Annotated in this window: 22 protein-coding genes; 4 read left to right on the forward strand and 18 right to left on the reverse strand. The window is 61.0% G+C overall.

Annotation, left to right across the window (positions count from 1 at the left end):
* Positions 1-19 precede the first annotated feature (19 nt).
* A complete protein-coding gene (locus ACTG2T_RS14435; RefSeq protein ID WP_330125256.1) occupies positions 20-1,453 on the reverse strand; it encodes a glyceraldehyde-3-phosphate dehydrogenase in 1,434 nt (477 codons plus the stop codon).
* A 211-nt stretch (positions 1,454-1,664) separates the two neighbouring features.
* Here ACTG2T_RS14435 and ACTG2T_RS14440 point away from each other — a divergent pair, with 211 nt between their 5' ends.
* A complete protein-coding gene (locus ACTG2T_RS14440) occupies positions 1,665-2,465 on the forward strand; it encodes a DUF2989 domain-containing protein (RefSeq protein WP_058057173.1) in 801 nt (266 codons plus the stop codon).
* Positions 2,466-2,472: 7 nt separating this feature from the next.
* Positions 2,473-3,036, forward strand: a complete 564-nt coding sequence (locus tag ACTG2T_RS14445) for an NUDIX domain-containing protein (protein ID WP_058059287.1) — start codon at positions 2,473-2,475, stop codon at positions 3,034-3,036.
* A 106-nt stretch (positions 3,037-3,142) separates the two neighbouring features.
* Here ACTG2T_RS14445 and lipA read toward each other — a convergent pair whose 3' ends face one another.
* From lipA to leuS, 14 genes are all read right to left on the reverse strand, one after another.
* A complete protein-coding gene (gene lipA, locus ACTG2T_RS14450) occupies positions 3,143-4,108 on the reverse strand; it encodes a lipoyl synthase (RefSeq protein ID WP_041209955.1) in 966 nt (321 codons plus the stop codon).
* Entirely contained in the window at positions 4,105-4,782 is a 678-nt protein-coding gene (gene lipB, locus ACTG2T_RS14455; protein WP_040066806.1) for a lipoyl(octanoyl) transferase LipB, read from the reverse strand. The genes lipA and lipB overlap by 4 nt, the downstream gene beginning before the upstream one ends.
* Before the next feature lie 62 nt (positions 4,783-4,844).
* A complete protein-coding gene (gene ybeD / locus ACTG2T_RS14460) occupies positions 4,845-5,108 on the reverse strand; it encodes a DUF493 family protein YbeD (RefSeq protein ID WP_005335178.1) in 264 nt (87 codons plus the stop codon).
* Positions 5,109-5,400: 292 nt separating this feature from the next.
* Complete coding sequence (locus ACTG2T_RS14465; protein WP_005335176.1) at positions 5,401-6,597, reverse strand: D-alanyl-D-alanine carboxypeptidase family protein; 1,197 nt, start codon at positions 6,595-6,597, stop codon at positions 5,401-5,403.
* Positions 6,598-6,783: 186 nt separating this feature from the next.
* On the reverse strand, positions 6,784-7,749 hold the full coding sequence (locus tag ACTG2T_RS14470; RefSeq protein ID WP_330125255.1) for a septal ring lytic transglycosylase RlpA family protein: 966 nt from the start codon (positions 7,747-7,749) through the stop codon (positions 6,784-6,786).
* Positions 7,691-8,689 (reverse strand): lytic murein transglycosylase B, encoded by a 999-nt coding sequence (gene mltB / locus ACTG2T_RS14475; protein WP_244774905.1) that lies wholly within the window; start codon positions 8,687-8,689, stop codon positions 7,691-7,693. Before mltB ends, ACTG2T_RS14470 begins: the two co-directional genes overlap by 59 nt.
* The gene (rodA, locus tag ACTG2T_RS14480) at positions 8,689-9,792 is read right to left on the reverse strand and encodes a rod shape-determining protein RodA (protein WP_005335170.1); all 1,104 of its coding nucleotides are present in this window, start codon (positions 9,790-9,792) and stop codon (positions 8,689-8,691) included. Before rodA ends, mltB begins: the two co-directional genes overlap by 1 nt.
* Positions 9,785-11,707 carry a penicillin-binding protein 2 gene (gene mrdA, locus ACTG2T_RS14485; protein ID WP_005335168.1) on the reverse strand — a complete coding sequence of 641 codons (1,923 nt, stop codon included), beginning with the start codon at positions 11,705-11,707 and terminating at the stop codon, positions 9,785-9,787. Before mrdA ends, rodA begins: the two co-directional genes overlap by 8 nt.
* 103 nt (positions 11,708-11,810) lie before the next feature.
* Complete coding sequence (gene rlmH / locus ACTG2T_RS14490) at positions 11,811-12,278, reverse strand: 23S rRNA (pseudouridine(1915)-N(3))-methyltransferase RlmH (RefSeq protein ID WP_075113486.1); 468 nt, start codon at positions 12,276-12,278, stop codon at positions 11,811-11,813.
* Positions 12,279-12,297: 19 nt separating this feature from the next.
* Positions 12,298-12,639: a ribosome silencing factor gene (gene rsfS / locus ACTG2T_RS14495; RefSeq protein WP_005335165.1), complete on the reverse strand. Its 342-nt coding sequence runs from the start codon at positions 12,637-12,639 to the stop codon at positions 12,298-12,300.
* A gap of 103 nt (positions 12,640-12,742) precedes the next feature.
* The gene (nadD, locus tag ACTG2T_RS14500) at positions 12,743-13,393 is read right to left on the reverse strand and encodes a nicotinate-nucleotide adenylyltransferase (protein WP_330125254.1); all 651 of its coding nucleotides are present in this window, start codon (positions 13,391-13,393) and stop codon (positions 12,743-12,745) included.
* A complete protein-coding gene (holA, locus tag ACTG2T_RS14505; RefSeq protein WP_042054737.1) occupies positions 13,387-14,424 on the reverse strand; it encodes a DNA polymerase III subunit delta in 1,038 nt (345 codons plus the stop codon). Before holA ends, nadD begins: the two co-directional genes overlap by 7 nt.
* Complete coding sequence (locus ACTG2T_RS14510) at positions 14,424-14,906, reverse strand: LPS-assembly lipoprotein LptE (protein WP_005335160.1); 483 nt, start codon at positions 14,904-14,906, stop codon at positions 14,424-14,426. Before ACTG2T_RS14510 ends, holA begins: the two co-directional genes overlap by 1 nt.
* Before the next feature lie 205 nt (positions 14,907-15,111).
* Entirely contained in the window at positions 15,112-17,688 is a 2,577-nt protein-coding gene (gene leuS, locus ACTG2T_RS14515; RefSeq protein WP_330125253.1) for a leucine--tRNA ligase, read from the reverse strand.
* Positions 17,689-17,833: 145 nt separating this feature from the next.
* On the opposite strand from leuS, the gene ACTG2T_RS14520 reads away from it, so the two are divergent.
* On the forward strand, positions 17,834-18,328 hold the full coding sequence (locus ACTG2T_RS14520; protein WP_330125252.1) for a zinc ribbon-containing protein: 495 nt from the start codon (positions 17,834-17,836) through the stop codon (positions 18,326-18,328).
* 82 nt (positions 18,329-18,410) lie between these two features.
* On the opposite strand, the gene ACTG2T_RS14525 is transcribed toward ACTG2T_RS14520, so the two are convergent.
* The 3 genes from ACTG2T_RS14525 to fldB all read right to left on the reverse strand — a co-directional run bounded on the left by ACTG2T_RS14525 (position 18,411) and on the right by fldB (position 21,872).
* The gene (locus tag ACTG2T_RS14525; protein ID WP_330125251.1) at positions 18,411-19,751 is read right to left on the reverse strand and encodes a TldD/PmbA family protein; all 1,341 of its coding nucleotides are present in this window, start codon (positions 19,749-19,751) and stop codon (positions 18,411-18,413) included.
* Positions 19,751-21,151, reverse strand: coding sequence for a TldD/PmbA family protein (locus ACTG2T_RS14530; protein WP_330125250.1), 1,401 nt, complete (start codon positions 21,149-21,151; stop codon positions 19,751-19,753). The genes ACTG2T_RS14525 and ACTG2T_RS14530 overlap by 1 nt, the downstream gene beginning before the upstream one ends.
* A gap of 202 nt (positions 21,152-21,353) precedes the next feature.
* Positions 21,354-21,872, reverse strand: a complete 519-nt coding sequence (gene fldB / locus ACTG2T_RS14535) for a flavodoxin FldB (RefSeq protein ID WP_042082737.1) — start codon at positions 21,870-21,872, stop codon at positions 21,354-21,356.
* A gap of 250 nt (positions 21,873-22,122) precedes the next feature.
* Here fldB and xerD point away from each other — a divergent pair, with 250 nt between their 5' ends.
* Positions 22,123-23,022 carry a site-specific tyrosine recombinase XerD gene (gene xerD, locus ACTG2T_RS14540; RefSeq protein ID WP_005354107.1) on the forward strand — a complete coding sequence of 300 codons (900 nt, stop codon included), beginning with the start codon at positions 22,123-22,125 and terminating at the stop codon, positions 23,020-23,022.
* Positions 23,023-23,046: the final 24 nt, after the last annotated feature.

A 23,046-nucleotide genomic window follows, 5' to 3' on the forward strand; every position in this document is an offset into this window, starting at 1 on the left:
TGAGCCATAAACTTCGGGGTCAGCCCGGCAGATCCTGGCGGGCTACGCCAGCCATCTGCTCCATCACCCGCACTACCTGACAACTGTACCCGAACTCGTTGTCATACCATACGTAGAGCACACAGTGATCCCCCTCGGCGATGGTCGCCTGGGAGTCGACGATGCCCGCATAACGGGAACCTACCATGTCGGAGGAGACCAGCTCGGTGCTGGCGCTGAAGTCGATCTGGCGATGGAGGGCCGAGCTTAGCGCCATCTGTTGCAGATAGGCGTTGAGGCTCTCCCGATCGGTGGCCTGCTCCAGCGACAGATTGATAATCGCCAGCGAGACGTTGGGGGTCGGCACCCGGATGGCGTTGCCGGTCAGCTTGCCCTTGAGCTCGGGCAGCGCCTTGGCCACCGCCTTGGCGGCGCCTGTGCTGGTCATCACCATGTTGAGGGCGGCGCTGCGACCGCGGCGCTCGCCTTTGTGGTAGTTGTCGATGAGGTTCTGATCGTTGGTGTAGGAGTGGACCGTCTCCACGTGGCCGTGGCGGATGCCGAACCGCTCCTGCATTACTTTGAGCACCGGGGTGATGGCGTTGGTGGTACAGGAGGCGGCGGAGATGATCCTGTCACCCGGGCCTATCACCTCATGGTTGACCCCGAACACCACGTTTTTCATCTCCCCTTTGCCGGGGGCAGTCAGCAGCACCTTGCCGGCACCGCGCGCCTTCAAGTGCTCGGAGAGGCCTGCCTCGTCACGCCAGACGCCGGTGTTGTCGACGATCAGCGCATCGTGAATACCGTAAGCGGTGTAGTCGATGTCGGCCGGGCTATTGGCGTAGATCACCTGAATGAAGGTGCCGTTGGCGATGATGGCGCTGCGCTCCACATCCACCTCGATGGAGCCATTGAAGGGACCGTGCACCGAGTCGCGGCGCAGCAGGCTGGCGCGTTTCTCCAGATCCCCCTCGCGACCACCGCGTACCACGATGGCGCGCAGGCGCAGCGGATTGGCAGCGCCGGTGCGCTCGATCAGCAGGCGGGCCAGCAGGCGGCCGATGCGGCCAAAGCCGTAGAGCACCACGTCGGTCGGCTGCGGCATCTGGCTGCGGCCAAGGGCCGGTGCCAGTCGCGCTTGCAGATAGTCCTCGATCCCCGCTTCATCCTGATGATCCTGCCAGTAGCCGACTGCCAGCTTGCCAAGGTCAACCTCGGCGGCGGTGGGTTTGAGGGCAACGATGGCCTGAAGCAGGGGGAAGCTTTGCTGGATGGGGAGGGGCGCGCCTTGGTGGCGGCGGACGACCCGGTGGGCCTTGAGGATATCGATGGTGGAGGCGTTTTGCAGCGGGCGGCCGTAGAGGGTGATCTCGACCCCTTGTTGTCGGTAGAGGCGACCAATCAAGGGCTGCATGGCTTCGGCGAGCTCCTGGCTCTCCTGCCACGCTTGCAAGTAGTGCTCGTGGGTCATTGACCAGATCCTTTATTTCACGTTGTTGGTGTAAATAGAAAATTCGTCGAATGCAGATCAGTGTAGGGGTGTATATTTCGTTATATTATTCTGCAATCGCGGCCTTATATGGCGCGCGCATTGTAATGGATATGTAACCGGTTTGCTAGCCGGAGGTGGCCCGTAAAGGCGCCAGTTGTTACCAACCCGCGTTACCAACAAGATGTGAACCATGGCCAATTTCCCCCTGCGACAGACCTTCATCATGCTTTCAGTCGGCCTTGCCGTGGCTGGCTGCAATGACGACCGGATCCACAACATCTGCAGCAACCATGCCGAGCTCTGTCAGGATCTGGTGGACGATGGCTGGTGCCGCTACGAGCGTACCGATGTGATCCGCAGTCGCTTCTATCTCAAGGAGGAGGGGACGGATCGGCGCAAGTACGAGCTGATGCGCAACCTTGAGCGCTATCTCAAATGTGCCGAGCGCTCCACCAACATCGAGTACAAGAATGCCCGCGAGCAGAAGAGTCCACGGGTCGAGGGCATGCTGGCGGCCGGGGATCAGTTGGCCCAGCTCGATGCGGCGACCCGCAATTCACAAGATCCCTACCTGCTGCTCTGGCACTGGACCAACAACACCAACGAGTTGGCTCGTCAGCAGTTTATGGCGCTGGAAGGCACCAAGGCGCTGGATGAACCCGAGCTGCAACTGGCGCTCGGCGGTATCTACGCCAAGAGCGACCCCGAAAAGGCCATTGCCACCCTGCAGCACGGTCTCTCCCTCTATCAGGAGGGGGACAAGGTGAACAGCCGCATGTTCACCTCCCTCAGCACCCTCTATATGGGCCAGAAACAGTACGGGCTGGCCTATCTGTGGGGCAAGGTGAGCGAGTCGTTTCAGGATAGCCCCGAGGTCTCAGCCAAACGTTTTGGCATCTACCACACCCTGAGCAAGACAGAGCAGGATGGCTACGATGTGCGGGCGGCTGAAATTGTCGAGCAGCTAAAGCATGGCAACTACCGGCCCTGATACAGTGATGACGACGCTCTCTCCGGCCAGCTGCTGGCCCAATCCGTTCGATCTCTCTTTCGTTCATGGCGAGGTACGTACCGATGGCCGCACCCTGGAGCGCCTCACTGTGCGTGCCGTGGTGCCCCGTGGCGACGAGCTGCTGCTCGTTCACTCCCGGGTCAACGGCGATCTTATGTTCCCCGGGGGCGGCATTGAAGCGGGGGAGAGCCACCATGTGGCGCTCGCTCGCGAGCTGCTGGAGGAGTGCGGTGCCGAGCTGCGGGAAGTGGGGGGCCTGCTTGGCGAGACCCGTGAATATCGCGCCGCCCGCGAGCCGGGGTTCGATGCCTACTGCATCCGCTCGCTCTACTACTTGTGCCGGATTGGCGATCAGCTGGTGGCCCCGCAGCCGCAGCCCTACGAGATCCGCCTTGGCTTCGTGCCCGGCTGGTTTGCCCTCGACGAAGCGCTGCAGACCAACAAGACCCAGCTGGCGGGGCCCTGTCCCCAGTGGACGGCGCGAGAGACCCGGGTGCTGGCCCAGCTGCAACGCTGGCATCAGCAGGGAATCTTCGACCACGGCTACTGAAGTAGATCAAGCCGCAACGGTCAGTGATACCAACAAAAAAGAGCGCCAATGGGCGCTCTTTTTTATTGTGAGGGTGGCGGTTACTTGGCCACTCTGTCGTGCGAGATCATTTGACCTCTTCGCCCTTGGCTTGCAGATCAGCATGGTAGGAGGAGCGAACGAAAGGACCGCAGGCGGCGTGGGTAAAGCCCAACTCCATGGCGACATCTTTCAGCTCGTCAAACTCTGCTGGCGGCACGTAGCGTTTCACCGGCAGGTGGTGGCGGCTCGGCTGCAGATACTGACCCAGGGTCAGCATGTTGACGCCGTGGGCGCGCAGATCCTTGAGTACCTCGACGATCTCTTCGTTGGTCTCGCCAAGGCCCATCATCAGACCGGACTTGGTCGGTACGTGGGGGTGCATCTCCTTGATGCGGCGCAGCAGCTCCAGCGACCACTTGTAGTCGGCGCCCGGGCGGGCGACGCGATACATGCGCGGCGCGGTTTCCAGGTTGTGGTTGAAGACGTCCGGCGGGGTCTCGCGGAACACCTCCAGTGCCTGCTCCATCCGGCCACGGAAGTCCGGGGTCAGGATCTCGATGCGGGTCTGCGGGCTGTGCTCGCGGATCTCGCGGATGCAGTCGGCGAAGTGCTGGGCACCGCCGTCACGCAGATCGTCGCGGTCCACCGAGGTGATCACCACATACTTGAGGTTCATCTCCTTGATGGTCAGCGCCAGCTTCTTCGGCTCTTCCGGATCGAGGGGGAGCGGACGGCCGTGGGCCACGTCGCAGAAGGGGCAACGGCGGGTGCAGATGGCACCCATGATCATGAAGGTGGCGGTGCCGTGGTTGAAACACTCCGCCAGATTGGGGCAGGAGGCCTCTTCACAGACCGAGTGCAGCTTGTTCTTGCGCAAGGTGCTCTTGATGTGTTCGATCTTCTGGCTGGAGGGGGGCAGCTTGATCCGCATCCAGTCCGGCTTGCGAAGGAGTTCTTCGTTGGGATCCGGCATGAATTTCACCGGGATCAGGGCCATCTTGTCGCCATCGCGCAGCTTGACGCCCGGCTCCATACGAACGGGTTTGCTCATGATTCACTCTCGGTGTTTGTTATTGTTTGATAGCCAATCAGGCGGGCCAGCTCGGCCACCAGAATGGATTGCGCCTCGGCCACGCTCTGCGGGCCGCCCAGAGCGCTGGTCTGGGTCATGGCCATGCCCGCATAGCCGCACGGATTGATGTGCAGGAAGGGGGTCATGTCCATGTTGATGTTGAGGGCCAGCCCGTGGAACGAGCACCCCTTGCGGATGCGCAGCCCCAGCGAGGCCAGTTTTGCCTCCATGCCAAGGTCATTTTTCACATAGACCCCGGGGGCATCGGCCTTGGCATAAGCCTGGATATCGCTTTTCGCGAGGGTGTTGATGATGGCTGTCTCCAGCGCGGTCACCAGCTCGCGAACCGAGAATTTGCAGCGGCGGACATCCACCAGTACGTAGAGCACCAGCTGGCCCGGGCCGTGATAGGTCACCTGACCGCCGCGATCGCTCTGCACCACCGGGATATTGCCCGGATTGAGCAGGTGTTCGGCCTTGCCGGCCTGGCCCTGGGTGTAGACGGGATCGTGCTCGACCACCCAGAACTCGTCCGGGGTATCGCTGGTGCGGTTGTCGGTGAAGGCTTTCATGGCGTCCCATACCGGCTGGTAGGGGCGGCGACCCAGCTGCCTGACAATCAGGCTGGACTGGGCGGGGATCTGGGATGACATGGCGTCCTCGCGGCGTGCTGCGGCCAAAAACAGTCGCCCCGCAGAACGGGGCGAGAGAGAAATTACAGTACGTATTTCACCAGCTCGATCTTGCCAAGGGCGTGGTACATCGCTTCGATGTGCTCTTTGCTCTGGGCAGTCACGGTCACGCGGACCGAGTGGTAGTTGCCCTTGGAGCTGGGCTGGACTGTCGGGCTGTAGGTGCCGGGGGCGTGCTGCTGCAGCACTTCAACCACCATTTCCGGCAGTGCCGGGTCGGCAACGCCGAGTACCTTGAACGGGAATTTGCAGGGAAACTCCAGCAGTTCATCAAACTTGGTATTCATTTACTCACCTTTTGCGTCATCACCGGGATGACTTCATCTTGGATGGCTAGTGGCCGATGGCCCGTGGAGGCCGCCATTTCAAGTCTATATGGGCACGACTCATAACTATATGGGCGCGGCCCGGACCGGGATCAAGGCCAGGATCGGTCAGACAAGGATGGAAGTGCTGCTTTTTACCACAAATCAGGGTAAGGCGGAACCTGCAGTTTACAGGGTTATTCACTGCCTTTGTCCGTCACAGACAGCAGCGGCGCCTGTTGGCGCCGCTGTTTGGTGAGGATTGTGCGTTGGATTACTTGAACCAGCTGGTGACCAGCAGTACCAGGTAGTCCCACAGACGGCTCATCAAGCCACCTTCCTGCACCTCTTCCAGAGCAACCAGCGGCACCTGCTTGATCTCTTTGTCGCCCTGTTTCAGGAACACGGTACCGACGCGCTGGCCCTTGGCCAGCGGCGCTTTCAGCTCGCTGTCGAGCTGGAAGTCAGCCTTCAGGTTGTTGCCCTGACCGCGGGTGACCAGCACGGAGACATCTTTGTCGACGCCCAGTTTCACTTCCGGTTTGTCGCCCATCCAGATCTTCTGGGTGACCAGCTCGGTGCCTGCCTTGTACGGGGTCAGGCTCTGGAAGAAGCGGAAGCCATAGGTGAGCAGTTTTTTGCTCTCGGCGGCGCGGGAGGCTTCGCTGCTGGCGCCCAGTACCACGGCGATCAGGCGCATGCCTTCGTTGTTGGTGGCAGAGGAGACCAGGTTATAGCCGACCTGGCTGACGTGGCCGGTCTTGATGCCATCCACCTGCAGGGATTGATCCCACAGCAGGCGGTTGCGGTTGTGCTGGGTGATGCCGTTGAAGACGAAGGATTTCTGGGAGTAGATCTTGTACTCCTCCGGCAGGTCGCGGATCAGCGCCTGACCCAGACGGGCCATATCGTGAGCGGTACTGTAGTGACCTTCCGCATCCAGACCGTGCGGGTTCATGAAGTGGCTGTCATTCATGCCGAGCTTGGCGGCCCAGCTGTTCATCAGGCTGGCGAAGGAGTCGGTGCTGCCAGCCAGGAATTCGGCCATGGCGACGCAGGCATCGTTGCCGGACTGGATGATGATGCCCTTGTTGAGATCATCGACGGAGACCTGCTTGCCCACCTCGATAAACATCTTGGAGGAGTCAGAGTAGTTCTTGGACCAGGCGTTCTGGCTGATGGTCACCATGTCGGTGCGCTTGATGTTCCCCTTCAGCAGCTCCTGGCCGATGATGTAGGAGGTCATCATCTTGGTCAGACTGGCGGGCGGCAGACGCTCTTCGGCGTTCTGCTCGGCCAGCACCTGACCGGAGTAGTAATCGATCAGAATATGGGCCTTGGCGGAGATCTCCGGCGCGGCGGGAACCACCATGGGCATGGCATTCGGGGTCGGTGTCGGCACCGGCGTATTGGCCTGGGCGGTTACGCTGATCAGTGAGGCCAGAAGAACTGAACGGGCAAATTTGGACATCTTGAAATTCCTGCGAGCCAGATGGGGATAAAATGCGGGCCTAACTATACCAGATGCGCCCGCAGGTTATAGCCCGAGATGGCGATCAGAACTGGTTTTTTATCCATCACTCCCTGTCATCACGCCATAAAACGACGTGATGACAGTGAGTAAGCGGTTAGTCACATCCGCGGCAAAGTGGGGCGATCAGGGCACGATAAAGGCCTGTTCCAGCCCGCCCTGACGTACTTTTTCCAGCACACTTGCCTGCTGGTCGGCGGCGACCGGGCCAATCAGCACCCGGAAAATGGCGCCATGGGCATCGATCCGGTAGGGTACGCCGTAACGCTGGGTCATCACCTTGCCCATCGCCTCGGCCCGATCCCGGGAGCCGCTGGCCAGTACCTGGATCATCTTGCCATCACCACTGCTGGCGGGCGCTGCAGCCTTGATAGGTGCCGCTTTGGCGGGCTTGGCGGCGGGTGCCTTGACAGGAGCCGGATCGGCGGCGGGAGTGGCCATCGCCAGCGCGGTCGGCTCACCCAGGAAGCCATCTTGCGACACCGTGTTGGAGGCCGCAGCCGGAGTGGTCGGAGTCATTTCGATGGGCTTCATCGGCTCCATGATCACCATCTGATCCGGAGTGTCGCTGATCAGCTCCAGCCGTACTCGGGCCTCACCGCTATTGACCATCTCCAGCTGCTTGGCCGCTGCGTAGGAGAGGTCGATCAGGCGCGGGCTGTTGAAGGGACCGCGATCGTTGACCCGCACTATGGTTTCCAGCCCGTTGTCCAGATTGGTGACCCGCACATAGCTAGGGATGGGCAGGTTGCGGTGGGCGGCACTGAACAGCTTGCTGTCCAGCACATCGCCGTTGGCGGTTTTCTGGCCGTCCAGATCCGGCGACAGCCAGCTGGCGGTGCCCTCTTCGCTGTAGTGTTTGATGTCGCGCCACACCTCGTGCTTCTGCTTGCCGATCCAGTAGTCCCGGTTGCCGCTGGCACTCAGGGGCTCGGGGCGCGGAATGGCGCCGGTGGCTTGCGGGATTTCGATAACGGGTGGCTTGCTGACCGGTGCTTGCGGCTCGACGGGGGCGCTCTGTTCCGGCTGGCTGCTACAGGCGGCCAGCAACAAGCTCAGGCTGAGCGGGAGGAGTTTGTGACGAAGATGCATACGCTTCCTGAATGGCTTGGCTAAGTTGATACACCGCCATCGCATAGAGTGGGCTGCGATTGTAACGGGTGATCACATAAAAGTTATGCCGTGCGACCCAGTATTCCGGTCCATCGGCTTGGGCAAACGCCAGCAACTTGACCGGCGTCTGTGGGGCCAGCGGCGTGGCGAGCTCAATCCCTGCCGCCGCCAGTTCTGACCACTGTTGTGTTAACTCGGGCTCAGGCCTGAGTAGAGGTTCGACTGCCATCAACCCGATCTGGGCCGGTTCCACCACGGATTCGCCCCAGCGCCACTGGTGGCTGGCAAAATAGTTGGCCACGCTGCCGATGGCATCGACCGGGTTGGCAAACAGGTCCCGCTTGCCATCCCCGTCAAAATCGACGGCGTAGTGGCGGTAGCTGGAGGGCATGAACTGCCCCATCCCCATGGCGCCGGCATAGGAGCCCTTGAGGGCATCGAGTTGCCACCCTTCCTCTTTGGCCAGCACCACCAGCTGGGCAAACTCCTTGGCAAAGAAGTCCGCCCGCTCCGGGTAGTGAAATCCCAGGGTGTAGAGGCTATCGAGCACCGGATGGCGGCCCATCTGGCGACCGTAGAAGGTCTCGACCCCTATGATGGCCACGATGAGCGAGGCGGGCACCCGATAGGTCTGCTCCGCGCGAGCCAGCGTCTCGGCATGTTGCTGCCAGAACTGCTGGCCGTCACGGATGCGATCCGGGGTAACAAACAGCGGCCGGTAGCGATGCCAGGGTTTGGCCTCCCACGGCTTGCTGATGGTGTCGAGCACCTCCTGCCGTAATTGGGCTCGGGCGACGGCCGCCTGCAGCTCCGCCAGCGGCACCTGCTGCTGTTCGGCGAGCAGGGCCAACCGATCCGGCGACACGGCGGCGGTCGCCATCGTGGTGGCGAGCGAGAGCAGCAATCCAACCCGTCTCATCAGGCGAGCAGTCTTCTATGAGTCTGGATGGACATCAGTATGCCAAAGCCGGCCATCAGGGTCACCATTGAGGTGCCGCCATAGCTCACCAGCGGCAGGGGCACCCCTACCACCGGCAAGATGCCGCTCACCATGCCCATGTTGACGAACACATAGACGAAGAAGGTGAGGGTGATGGCGCCGCCCAGCAGTCGCTCGAAGCTGTTCTGGGCCTGCATCGAGATAAACAGGCAACGGCTGATGACGTAGAGGTAGAGCACCAGCAGCAGGGCAACCCCTACCAGACCGAACTCCTCGCTGAATACTGCGAAGATGAAGTCGGTATGGCGCTCGGGCAGGAACTCCAGCTGGGACTGGGTCCCTTGCAGCCAACCCTTGCCAAAGACGCCGCCGGAGCCGATGGCAATCTTGGACTGGATGATGTGGTAGCCGCGGCCGAGCGGGTCTTTCTCCGGGTCGAGCAGCATCAGCACCCGCTGGCGCTGGTAGTCGTGCATCAGGAAGAACCAGAGCACCGGCATAAAGGCCAGCATCAGCAGGACCGCCAAGCCGATCAGCCACCAGCTGAGCCCCGCCAGGAAGATGACGAAGAAGCCGGAGGCGGCCACCAGAATGGAGGTGCCAAGGTCAGGCTGGGCGGCGATCAGCAGGGTGGGCAGCAGCACCATGATGAGGGCGATCACCACATGGCTGAACTTGGGGGGCAGCGAGTGGCGACTGAGCCAGGCGGCCACCATGATCGGCATGGAGAGCTTCATCACCTCGGAGGGCTGGAACTTCATAAAGCCCAGATCGAGCCAGCGCTGGGCCCCCTTGCCGATGTGGCCGAACACGTCCACCGCAATCAGCATCAGCACCACCACGGCGAACAGCGGCACCGACCAGCGGGCGTAGAGGGAGGGGGGCAGCTGGGCCAGGCCGATCATCAGGGCAAAGGCGAGGCCGCCGCGCACCAGCTGGCGCACGATAGAGTCCATATCCTGACCGGAGGCGGAGTAGAGCACCACCATGGAGAGGGTCATCACGGCCAGCAGACCGAGCAGCAGGGGCAAGTCGATATGCAGCTTGTACCAGATGCTCTGCTGGCGGGCAGAATTACTCATTGGGGGCGACCTCACTCGGTTGGGACGGCTTTTCCGGTGCCGGTGGCAGTTGCGGATCAGGGGGCAGCAGATAGGCATCCAGCATCTGGCGAGCAATGGGCGATGCAGCTCGACCACCACCACCTCCGATGGAGTTTTCCAGTACCAGAGCTACCACCGCTTTGGGTGCCTCGAAGGGGGCATAAGCAACGAACAAAGCGTTATCGCGATGCTCCGCCTTGACCGTCTTGATGTTGTAAACCTGATTTTCCTTCAAACCGACTACCTGGGCTGTGCCCGATTTACCGCCTGAGGAGTAAGGCGCCTTGGCAAACGAGTGACGGCCACTGCCTTCACTGCCATGGTTGACTCGCCACATCCCATCCTGCGCCACTTTCCAGAAGCTGTCGTTCTTGAGCTTGAGGGCGATATTGGGGTTGATGGGGGCATCGACCACCCCCGCCTGGGAGGCGGTGCTCTTGAGCAGGTGCGGGGTGACGTCGTGACCATTCTGGGTCAGGATGCTGATCGCTTTGGCCAGTTGGAGCGGGGTGGCGCTCCAGTAGCCCTGACCGATACCGACAGAGATGGTGTCACCCTGATACCAGGGCTGGCGCCAGCGGGCCATCTTCCAGTCACGGGACGGCATGACACCCTTGGTCTCTTCATAGAGATCGACCCCTGTGTACTGACCGAAGCCAAACTTGGTCATATAGCTGTGGATCTTGTCGATGCCGACCCGATAGGCGAGATCGTAGAAATAGGTATCTGCCGAGACCTCGATGGCGCGATAGACGTCGAGCCAGCCATGACCCCAGCGGCGCCAGTCGCGAAACTTTTTGGTGGTACCGGGAATGGAGAAGCTCGGGCCGCCGAAATAGCGGTAGCCCGGGGTAATGGCCCCCTCGTTGAGACCCATGATGGACATCATGGGCTTGACGGTGGAGGCAGGGGCATAGATGCCCTGAGTGGTGCGGTTCACCAGTGGCCGCGCCGGATCGTTGAGCAGCGCCGAGTAGTTGGCGCTGGAGATGCCGGTCACGAACAGGTTGGGGTCGTAGCTGGGGCTCGACTCCAGGGCCAGGATAGCGCCGGTTTTCGGGTCCATCATCACGATGGCTCCACGCTGGCCAGCCAGCAGTTGCTGGGCCTTGAGCTGCATCCGGACGTCGATATTGAGGTAGATATCCTTGCCCGGAATAGGTGGCTGGAACTTGAGGGTGCGGACAATCCGGCCGCGGTTGTTCACCTCGACCTCCTGATAGCCCGCCACACCGTGCAGCTCATCTTCGTAATACTTCTCCACCCCCTGCTTGCCGATATCCTTGGTGGCCGCGTAGTTGGCGAGTTTTTCTTCCTTCTCGAGGCGCTCTACGTCACGGGTGTTGATCTTGGCCACATAGCCCAAAGCGTGGGTGAGGGTGTCACCAAACGGGTAGTAGCGTTTGAGGTAGGCCTCGATGCTGGCACCCGGGTAGTTGTGCTGGTTGACCGAGAAGAGGGCCACCTGATATTCGGTCAGCTTCTCGTAGAGGGCGACCGGCTTGAAGCGGCGCTGGCGCTTCACTTCGGCGAGGAACTTCTCCTTGGTGCCTTCCGGCAGACCCAGCAGGGTGATCAGCTGGTCGGCAGTTTTTTCGAGATCCTTGGTCTCTTCCGGCACGATTTCCAGACTGTAGACCGGGCGGTTTTCCGCCAGCAGCACACCGTTGGTGTCATAGATGAGGCCCCGTGGCGGTGCCACCGGCACCACGCGGATTCGGTTGGAGTTGGAGCGAGTCTGGTAGGTGTCGTAGGACTCGACCTGCAGATAATAGAGATTGCCCAGCAGCACCAGCATCAGCACGACGATACCGATGTAGGCTACCAGGGTGCGCCGGAAGAACAGATTGCCCTCGGCACTGTGATCGCGCATTTCGATGCGTTGTTTCAGCATGCCTTTACCTCAAGACCCTTGGGGGCAATAAGAGCAGGAACTGCATTGTTCACTCTCTGTGATAGGGGTGAATGTGAGAGGTGAGACTCCAGAGACGCATGGCTCACTCTCTATGATATGGATGATTGGTGGTGATGCTCCAGGCCCGATAGAGGCTCTCGGCCACCAGCACCCGTACCAGCGGATGAGGCAGGGTGAGCGGTGACAGTGACCAGCTCTGTTCAGCGGCAGTCTTGCACTCGGGTGACAAGCCTTCCGGCCCGCCTACCAGCAGGGCCACATCGCGGCCATCGAGTTTCCATGCCTCCAGCTGGGTCGCCAACTGCTCCGTGGTCCAGGGCTTGCCCGGAATGTCGAGGGTGACGATGCGCGAGCGCCCCGCAGCCGCCAGCATGGCTTCCCCTTCCTTCTGCAGGATGCGCGGAATGTCGGCATTTTTGCCCCGTTTGCCTGCGCCGATCTCGACGAGTTCAAACGGCATGTCTTTGGGGAAGCGGCGACGATACTCTTCGAAGCCATGCTCTACCCAGGCGGGCATCTTGGTGCCCACCGCAATCAACTGGATCTTCATGGTCGTTACACTTGTGCTCTTATTGCGTATTCATTTGAGCGGCACCGCTCCACAGCTTTTCCAGTTGGTAGAAGTCACGGTGTTCATCCTGCATCACATGCACGATCACCGAGCCCATATCTACCAGCACCCATTCACCGCTCAGTTGCCCTTCCACGCTCAGTAGATCCAGACCCGCGTGGCGGGCCTCGCTGGCCAGATGGTGGGCAATGGCGCTTACGTGACGACTGGAGTTGCCGGAACAGATGATCATGGTGTCAGTAATGCTGGATTTGCCGCGTACATCGAGGGTGATGATGTCGCGGCCTTTCATGTCATCGATCTTGTCGATGATAAAGGCATGCAATTCTTGGCCTTGCAATGAGTCTCTCCTGTATTCCGGCGCGCAGCGTTTGCGTCAGGGCGGCGGATTATATCATGGTCACTCCCGTTTCCCATCGGGTGGGGCGGGATTACGACAGGGGCTAGCGGCGGTTGGCGCGGTAGAGCCCCTGTTGATCAATATAGTGCGCAACCGACTCGGGCAAGAGGTAGCGGGTGTCTTGCCCCCCATCCAGCAAGGCCCGCAGTCGGGTGGCTGACAGTTCGATGGGCTGGTTGTCTGCCAGCCAGATATGACCGGCCAGACGCAGATGCAGCGCGTTGGCATCCGTGGTGTGATGGCGCGCCAGCAACTGCGCCACCTCGGCCGGATAATCCGGTTGCCAGCCCGGCCGCACGCTCACCACCAGATGGGCATAGTCGAGCAGCTCCTGCCAGCGGTGCCAGCTTGGCAGGCTCAGCAGGGAATCCATCCCCATCAGAAAACAGAGCGGCGTATCGGGCAGTTCACGACGCAGCTCGATCAGGGTATCGATGGTGTAAGAGGGCTTGTCCCGTCTCAGCTCCCGCTCATCTACCACAAAGTGGTGGTTCTCCGCCGCCGCCAGTTTGACCATGGCGAGGCGCTGTTCGCTCGAGCAGAACGGATTGGCACGGTGGGGCGGGATATGGTTCGGGATCAGCCTCATCTCGGCCAGCCCGAGGGCATCGCGCGCCTCGATGGCCGGGCGCAGATGGCCGATATGGATAGGATCGAACGTGCCCCCCAGCAGGCCAATGGGCGCCTTCAGCACGGGCTGCTCTCCATCACCAGCGGCAGCGGGGTGCCATCACGAAAGCCGAGGGCAATGGTCTGCAGCATCAGCCAGGCCTGCTCGGTATCGAAGCGGCGCTGGGCATCGTCCAGCTGGGCCATCAGTTGCCACAGTTGCTGCAACTTGGCAAACGGCAGTCGGGTCAGTGCTTGCTGAATGAGCTGCTGGCGGCTCTGCCAGATACGCAGGCGGCTGAAGTGCTCCCCCAGCGGCTGGCCGTTGCGCATCGCCAGCGACAGCTCGGTCAGCTGCTCCAGCTCGCGGCAAAGGGTCCAGGCCAGCATCCCCGGCTCGGTGCCTTCGGCCCGCAGGGCGGCCAGAATGCGCTGGGCCCGGTTCACCTTGCCCTCCAGCAGGGTATCGACCAGCTGGAACGGGGTGAAGTGGGCGTGGCGGATAATGGTCTCTTGCAGATAGGTGACGCTGATGGGCTGGGGCGGCGAGAGCAGGGTCAGCTTCTCGATCTCCTGACTGGCGGCCAGCAGGTTGCCCTCGTAGGAGTGGCACATGAAGTTGATGGCATCCGGCAGCGCCTTGAGGCCGAAACGCGCAAAGCGGGCGCTCATCCAGCGCGGGAAAAACTTGGGCTCCGGATGGTTGACCGGCACATAGGTGCCAATCTGGTAGAGCTTGTCGAACCAGGCCGCCTTCATCTGGGTCTGGTTGAGGCGACCGCCACTCAGTACCAGCAGCAGGTCGGGATGAAGCTGCTTGCCAATTTCGCTGATGCGGGCAGCGAGATCCTTGTCCACCTTGGCGGGCAGCTCCAGCTCGATGATCTGGCGGGCGGAGAAGAGGCTCATGGCCTGACAGGCATCGTAGACCTGATTCCAGTCCAGCCCCTGTTCCACCACGAAGGTGTGGCGCTCATCGAAACCTTGCTTGCGGGCGACCTGACGGATGGCATCGATGGCCTCCAGTCGCAGCAGGGGCTCGTCGCCAAAAACGAGATAGCAGGGCCGAAGCCCTGCTTTGAGGTGGTCACCAAATTGTTCCGGGTAAATCCGCATCAGAAGCTGACCTGACTCAACTGCCGGATCACCTGATTGGCCGCCTGCTCCTGCATTTCGCGGTTGAGCTGCTCCTGCTCACGGGAGGAGGCGAGCGCTGCATCCGGCTTGTTGAGGAAGCTGCGGTTGAAGTTGATGGGGAAGACCTGAGTTGGCTTGCCCGGTACCGAGATGGTGAACTGGGTACCAAAGCCCAGCACATATTCGGTGTCCGTCCCCAGCGCGTTGACCGAGGCAACCTGACTGGTGCTGCCTACACCGCCCAGAGTGAGCACCGGAATGCCCTCCTTGTCGGCCAGGGTCACGCCAGAGGCCTTCAGACGGGTGGTAACCATCCGGTAGAAGTCGCTCTTGTTGTCGCCCACGACCTTCATGGTCATCAGCTCGCTCGGAATGCCGTTGCCGCGCATGTGAAAGCCGCAGCCTTGCAGCAGCAGACCAGCCAGCACGATGGCCATCCAGCGGGTGAAGATGGTGCCCATAGAAAATCCTCTTTGCATTAAGGGAAAGCGGCGGGCGCAGGGCCCGCCGTTATCATCCGTTTGCTGTCACAGATTGGCAATGATCAGTTGGCAGCCAATTAGTTAGCGACAATGTTGAGCTGTCATGGGCCGGTACGTCGTTACCCATGAGTGGCCACACAGTCAGCCAAGGTCGCCAAATGGTATGACATCAGTTGGCAACCGATCAGTTAGCGACAATATTGAGCAGCTTGCCTGGTACATAGATCACCTTGCGCACGGTCAGACCGTCGGTGAACTTCTGTACCGAGGCATCGGCCATCGCCAGCTTCTCGACGTCGGCCTGGCTGATCTCGGCCGGCACGGTCAGTTTGCCGCGCATCTTGCCGTTGATCTGCACTACCACCAGTTTCTCGGTCTCGACCATGGCCGCTTCGTCGGCCACCGGCCAGGCTGCGTGATCGATGTCGTCGCCTTTGCCCAGCATCTTCCACAGCTCGAAGCCGATGTGCGGGGTGATGGGGTAGAGCATGACTACCACAGCTTCCAGCGCTTCCTGCATCAGGGCGCGGTCTTGCTCGTCGTTGCCCAGCTTGGAGAGATTGTTCATCAGCTCCATGATGGCGGCGATGGCGGTGTTGAAGGTCTGACGGCGACCCACGTCATCGCTCACCTTGGCGATGGTCTTGTGCAGTTCACGGCGTACTGCTTTCTGCTCGTTGGTGAGAGCCGCCACATCCAGTGCGGCAACGGCGCCACCGGAGACGTGCTCAAAGGTGACGCGCCACAGGCGACGCAGGAAGCGCTGGGCACCCTCTACGCCGGAGTCGGACCACTCCAGAGTCATCTCTGCCGGGGAGGCGAACATCATGAACAGACGGACGGTATCGGCGCCGTAACGCTCGACCATCAGCTGCGGGTCGATGCCGTTGTTCTTGGACTTGGACATCTTGGTCATGCCGGAGTGCATTACCTCACGACCTTCGTTGTCGATGGCCTTGGTGATGCGACCCTTCTCGTCACGCTCTACCTTGACGTCGGTCGGGCTGACCCAGACGTTGCCGCCCTTCTCGTCTTTGTAGTAGAAGGCGTCAGCCAGCACCATGCCCTGGCAGAGCAGGCGCTTGAACGGCTCGTCGCTGTTGACCAGACCCGTGTCACGCAGCAGCTTGTGGAAGAAGCGGGCGTAGAGCAGGTGCATACAGGCGTGCTCGATACCGCCGATGTACTGATCCACCGGCAGCCAGTGGTTGGCAGCCGCCGGATCCAGCATGCCCTTGTCGTAGTCCGGAGAGCAGTAGCGCGCGTAGTACCAGGAGGACTCCATGAAGGTGTCGAAGGTATCGGTCTCGCGGAACGCTTCCTGACCGTTGTAGGTGGTCTTGGCCCACTCGGCATCGGCTTTGATCGGGCTCTGGATACCATCCATCACCACATCTTCCGGCAGCAGCACCGGCAGCTGGTCTTCCGGCGTTGGCACTACGGTACCGTCAGCCAGGGTCAGCATCGGGATGGGGGCGCCCCAGTAACGCTGACGGGAGACACCCCAGTCACGCAGACGGTAGTTGACGGTGCGCTTGCCCTTGCCGAGCCCTTCCAGCTTGCTGGCGATGGCATCGAAGGCGCCCTGGAAGTCGAGACCGTCGAACTCGCCGGAGTTGAACAGCACGCCCTTCTCGGTGTAAGCGGCTTCGCTCACCTCGACGTCGCCATCAACCGGCTTGATCACCGCCTTGATGTCGAGGCCATATTTGGTGGCGAATTCGAAGTCACGCTGATCGTGGGCCGGAACCGCCATCACGGCGCCGGTGCCGTAGTTCATCAGCACGAAGTTGGCGACCCAGACCGGTACCTTGCGGCCATCCAGCGGGTGAATGGCATAGAGGCCGGTGGCCATGCCTTTCTTCTCCATGGTGGCCAGTTCAGCTTCGGCTACCTTGGTGTTCTTGCACTCTTCGATAAAGGCGGCCAGCTCCGGATTGTTCTGGGCTGCTTGCAGCGCCAGCGGGTGACCGGCAGCGATACCGACATAAGTCACGCCCATGAAGGTGTCCGGACGGGTGGTGTAGACCTCCAGCTGCTCAGCCTGACCCTCGATGGCAAAGCTGATGTTGACCCCTTCGGAGCGGCCAATCCAGTTGCGCTGCATGGTCTTGACCATCTCCGGCCAGCCTTCCAGATTGTCGATGTCGTTGAGCAGCTCTTCGGCGTAGTCGGTGATCTTGATGAACCACTGGGGGATCTCTTTTTGCTCGACCGGGGTGTCACAGCGCCAGCAGCAGTTGTCGACTACCTGCTCGTTGGCCAGCACTGTCATGTCGTTCGGGCACCAGTTGACGGAGGAGGTCTTCTTGTAGACCAGACCCTTCTCGTAGAGCTTGGTGAAGAACCACTGCTCCCAGCGGTAGTAATCCGGTTTGCAGGTGGCGACTTCACGATCCCAGTCATAACCCAGACCCAGCATCTTCAGCTGGTTCTTCATGTATTCGATGTTTTCGTAGGTCCAGGGCGCCGGCGCGGTATTGTTTTTGATCGCGGCGTTCTCGGCCGGCAGACCGAATGCATCCCAACCTATGGGTTGCAGCACGTTCTTGCCATTGAGGCGTTGATAACGGGAGATCACATCACCTATGGTGTAGTTACGAACGTGCCCCATGTGTAGTCGACCAGACGGATAGGGGAACATGGACAGGCAGTAGAACTTCTCCTTGTCTACTTTCTCCACGGCCTTGAAGGTTTTCTTGGCATCCCAGTGCTTTTGCACTGCTGGTTCGATTGATTGGGGAACGTATTGCTCTTGCATTGGTGACATCCGGATCTGTGAAATGAATAGATAAATCAGCTGGGAAATCGTAATAGAATACCCATATCCTGCGGCGGCAACAACCGCCAGCGTCCCTTGGGCCTTAAGCCGGGCCAGATCAGGGTTTAGTAGAGGAGTTAGAGCCATGGACAAACGTCAAAAAGGGTACGAAGCCTTCATTACCGAGCTGCAAAAACAGTGGCAAGAGACTGAAGAGTTCCAGGGGGAGCGCCTCAACCGGATGATTGCCAAGGTGCAGGCCTATCTGGAGGCTGCCAGCGACCTGACTCAGGACGAGCTGGCGCTCATCGCCGAGTACGTGAAGCGGGATCTGGGCAACTATGACGAGGGGCGCCATGACGATAGTGCGCAGTTGGAAGAGTCTGCCTTTATGTTGGCCCTCAAAGACACCGTGTGGTCCTGGCTGGCGGATGTGACCGACCGCGCCCAGGTGGAGTGGCGCGAGCTGGCTGACGAGCTGGAGCATAAGGGTGTTTACGAAGCGGGTGACTGGGTGGGGCTCGGGGTCATGGTGTGCGACCAGTGTGGCTGGCGCCATACCGTGCTGCACCCACAACAGCTCGATACCTGTCCCGAATGTGGTTGCGCCGAGTATCATCGCGAGCCGCTCTCGCCCTGAGTCAGGCCTCAAGGCGGACGAGATAACGAGAAAAAGGCGCCATCAGGCGCCTTTTTCTTACTTGCAGGTTTCGTTGGGGCGTTTACTTGCCCGCGACGGAGAGGCCGCCAAAACGGATAAGCGGGGAGTAGAAGCCCTTGCCGTCGTTGTGGTGCAGGGTATCGCCGACCGCTTCCAGCTCGCCCAGCAGGCGGTAGAAGTTGCCTGCTACCGTGATGCCGCGCACCGGCTGCAGGCGAACTCCATCGCGGCAGAGGAAGCCCGACGCGCCAAAGGAGAAGTCACCGCTCACCGCATCGGCACCGGAATGCAGGCCGTCCAGCTTGACCAGCTCCAGATAGTCACCGCGCTGCACCTCCGCTTCGCTATGGGGGCCCGCGCCAAACACCAGATGGCGAGCGGTCACATCGAGGGCGCTGCGGGCGCCGCGGGCGGCCGAGCCGTTGCTGGCGACGCCAAAGTGGCGGGCGGTGGCGCTGTTGTGGAGCAGGGTTTTCAGTTCCCCTTCGCCAATCAGCAGCAGATCCGAGCTGGCCGCCCCCTCGCCATCAAACGCCTTGATGTTCATGCCGCCCGGCATATAGACCCGGCTCTCCAGAGTGAGCCAGCGTGACGCCACGCTCTGGCCGACCTTGCTGCGCCAGGGGTTGATCCCCTGCTGGGCCCACTTGCCCGACAGCACGCCCTGAAAGCAGCCAAACAGGCTGGCGAAGCAGTTGGTACTGAAGATGACGCTGTAGCGACCGCTCGGCACCGCTTCACCGGGCAGCAGACCATCGGCGATGGCGTAGATCTGCTCGATCAGGGCCTGACTATCCAGCTCGTCGAAGCGACGGCCATACTGCCCTTGCGAGTGCATCGACTGGCGGCCATCCCGTTCCACCAGCGCCGAGGTGTAGCAGCCGACGCTGAACTCGCCGTGCTGGCAGAGGGTGCCCTGACTGTTGGCGAGCCAGAGCTGGCTCTCACCTTCGAAGAAGCTGTTGTAGGGGGCGCCGCTCACATCGGGCATGGCCAGCATGTCTGATTCGAGGCGTAGGGCCAGAGCGATCTTCTCCTCAACGGGCGTGGTATCAGGCTGGTTGATCTCGGCGCAATCTGTGGTGATCCGGCTATTGGCCACCGAGATGCGCTGGTCCGCATCCACCTTGGCAAAGCGGCTGGCATCGAGGGCATCCTGCAGCATGGCATCCAGCGCCAGCTCATCGAGGGATTCCGAGTAGGCGATGCCGACCCGACCCTCTTTTATCAGGCGAATACCGAGTTGCTGGCTGCTGGTGACCTTGTATTCACCCAGCTCGCCCTTGTCTGCCTTGAGGGAGAAGGCTCTCTCCTGATTGGCGATGATGTCTGCCTCGGCGCCGAGGTCGGCCACTTTATCCAGCAGGCGGGTGAGCAGTTGGTTCATGTCGAGTTGGCTCATCAGGCGTTCCCTCCCACCAGAATATTGTCCACTTTTAGCGCCGGCTGGCCCACCGAAGTGGGGACCGAGCCCGAGACAGAGCCGCACATACCGGCGGACAGCGCCAGATTGCGGCCCACCATGGAGATCTCTTTCAGCACCTGCGGGCCGGTGCCGATAAGGGTGGCTGACTTGAGCGGCTTGGTGATTTTGCCGTGCTCGATGAGGTAGGCCTCTTGCACATTGAAGTTGAATTCACCGGTGCCGGGCTGTACCGAGCCGCCCCCCATCTTCTTGGCGTAGATGCCATGTTCGACGGTGGCCAGCATATCGTCGAGGCTATGGTTGCCCGGTTCGATATAGGTGTTGCGCATGCGCGAGGTGGGGGCGTACTTGTAGGATTCGCGCCGCCCCGAGCCGGTGCGTGCGTAGCCCGTTTTGAGGGCACCCATTCTATCCACCAGAAAACCGGTCAGAACGCCGTCCTTGATGAGCTGGGTATGCTGGGTCGCCATCCCCTCGTCATCGATGTTGATGGAGCCCCAGGCGTTGCTCTGCAAGCCTTCATCCACCGCATTGACCACCGGATTGGCGATAAGCTGGCCCATCTTGTCGTGGAACACCGACGCCTTCTTGGCCACCGAGGTGGTCTCCAGCAGATGACCGCACGCCTCGTGGAAGATGACGCCGCCAAAGCCGTTCTCCATGATGACCGGCAGGGTGCCGCTCGGGCAGGGAGCCGCGCCCAGTTTCACCAGTGCCTGACGGGTGGCGGTGAGGGCCAGCTCGCTCGGATCGATGCGATCGGCATGCTCCCACCCCATCAGGGCGCCGGGGGCCTCGTAACCGACGCTCTGCTCGCTCCCTTCCATGGCGATGGTCTGGGCCATGATGCGGTTGTAGTGGCGGCGATCGGCGACTTGCAGCCCTTCGCTGTTGAAGATTTCCACCTCTTGCTCCCAGCCCAGCACGTTGCCGGAGAACTGGCTCACCTTGTCGCTCTCGGCGCGGGCCGCCGCATCCATGGCGTGCAGATAGGCGATCTTCTGCTCCAGCAGCTTGTCTGCCGACAAGGGCAGGGCCACCGGGTTGCGATCGCTCAGGCGGGTGAAATCGAAGGCGGTGGCGGTCACCACGGGGTCGCGGCGGTCTTTGGCCGCCAGCAGGGTGACGATGCGCAGCAGCTCGTCGCGGCTGGCCAGATTGGTGTAGCCGTAGAGTACCTTGTGGCCGTAGCAGAGGCGCACGCCGATGCCGAAATCGAGGCCACCGCTGATGTTCTCTATCTGGCTGGAGAGCAGGCTGAGCTGGCTGCGGCGCTTGCGCTCGACAAACAGCTCGGCAAAATCGGCACCCAGCGCCAGCGCGTGATCGAGCACGTCACGGGCAATGGCGGGGGCCAACAGGGAGAATGGAGTCATAGAATATCCTTTTCTGGTCTGTCCGTTTGCTTCCGACATCCGGCTCTGATTGTTATGGGATGTCGAGTCCATTGTTGCAGACCAGCACAAAAAAGTCGCTATAGCGTCATGCGATGATACCGATTGAGAAAATCGGTGCGATAACTGCGCCCGGCGGCCAGGGCCAGGCGCTCAGAGTCGTTTTGCCAAAACGTGGGAAAGATCAGAGCAGGGCGTGGATTTCGCTCAGGATCTGCTCGACCCACTGCTCGATGCGCGGATCGGTCTGGTCATATTGGTTGGCATCATCGAGGGCCAGCCCGACGAAGTGACGGCCATCGTCGATCAGTGCCTTGGAGGCATCGAATTCGTACCCTTCGTTGGGCCAGTAGCCCACCAGCTTGACCCCTTTTGGCACCAGCTGATCGTGCAGCATGCCGAGGGCGTCCTGGAACCATTCGCCATAACCGAGCTGATCGCCGAGGCCAAACAGGGCCACGATGCGCCCCTCCAGATGGAGATCGGTGATATCTTCCCAGCGGGACTCCCAGTCCTCCTGCAGTTCGCCAAAATCCCAGGTGGAGATGCCGAGGATCAGGATCTCGTAATCCTCCATCCGGCGCAGGGAGACATCCTTGATATTGTGAATATCCACCAGCTCGGGGCCGATGAGGGCGCGGATCTTCTCGGCAGCCATCTCGGTGTAGCAGGTGGTGGAACCGTAAAACAGACCAATCTTCATCGCTCTTCTCTCTGTTGGCGCTTTCTCGCTTGCTTTTGGCGCGTTCTCGCATGCTCGTGTGGGCTGCGCCATGTTGGCAACACGATGGGTAACGTAAGGGGAGGGCGCCAGTCTAGCAGATTGCCATTCGACCTTCACCGCCCGGCAAGGGGCGTGGCAAACGTGCCTTATCTTTCCAATGAAAGTGCCTTGTCTTTCCAAGGAGTTGACGCGTTACAATGGGCCATCGATCCCCTGATTGCAGCGCACCATGAGCAAACCCGACCCCCATCCCCTGATTGAACCCTTTCTCGACGCCCTCTGGCTGGAGCGGGGATTGTCTGACAACACGGTCAGCTCCTATCGCAGCGATCTGGAGAAGTTCTCCCTCTGGCTCGACGAGCAGGGGAGCTCGCTGCTGCTGGCAGGGATGGACGAGATCCAGCACTACCTCGCCTGGCGGGTCGATCACCAGTTTGCGGCGAGCAGCACAGCCCGCTTCCTGTCGGCCCTGCGCCGTTTTTACCAGTATCTCAACCGCGAGAAGCTGCGCAGCGATGATCCGACCGTGCTGCTGGAGGGGCCCAAGCTGCCGAAAAAACTCCCCTCCGATTTAAGCGAAACGGAAGTGGAGGCACTCTTGAGCGCGCCGCTGGTGGATGACCCGCTGGAGTTGCGGGACAAGGCGATGCTGGAGCTGCTCTACGCTACCGGCTTGCGGGTTTCCGAGCTGGTGGGGCTCACTGCCGAGCATGTCAGTTTGCGTCAGGGCTTGGTGCGCGTAGTGGGCAAGGGCAACAAGGAGCGGTTGGTGCCGATGGGCGAGGAGGCGATGCACTGGTTGGAGCGTTACTACCGGGAAGCGCGCACCCTGCTGCTGGGGGGCACCAGCTCGGATGTGGTGTTTCCCTCCAAGCAGGCCCGTATGATGACTCGCCAGACCTTCTGGCATCGCATCAAGCTCTATGCCCTGCGGGCCGGGATCAACGGTGAGCTATCCCCCCATACCTTGCGCCACGCCTTCGCCACCCATCTGCTCAACCACGGCGCCGATCTGCGGGTGGTACAGATGCTGCTGGGTCACGCGGATCTCTCCACTACCCAAATCTACACCCATGTGGCCAACGAGCGACTCAAGGCGCTGCACGGGGAGCACCACCCCAGAGCCTGAGTGGCTGGCCTCCCAAAAACAAAA

Origin of the sequence: Aeromonas sp. 75A, from assembly GCF_051919425.1 — a bacterium.
GTDB classification, from domain to species: domain Bacteria; phylum Pseudomonadota; class Gammaproteobacteria; order Enterobacterales; family Aeromonadaceae; genus Aeromonas; species Aeromonas veronii.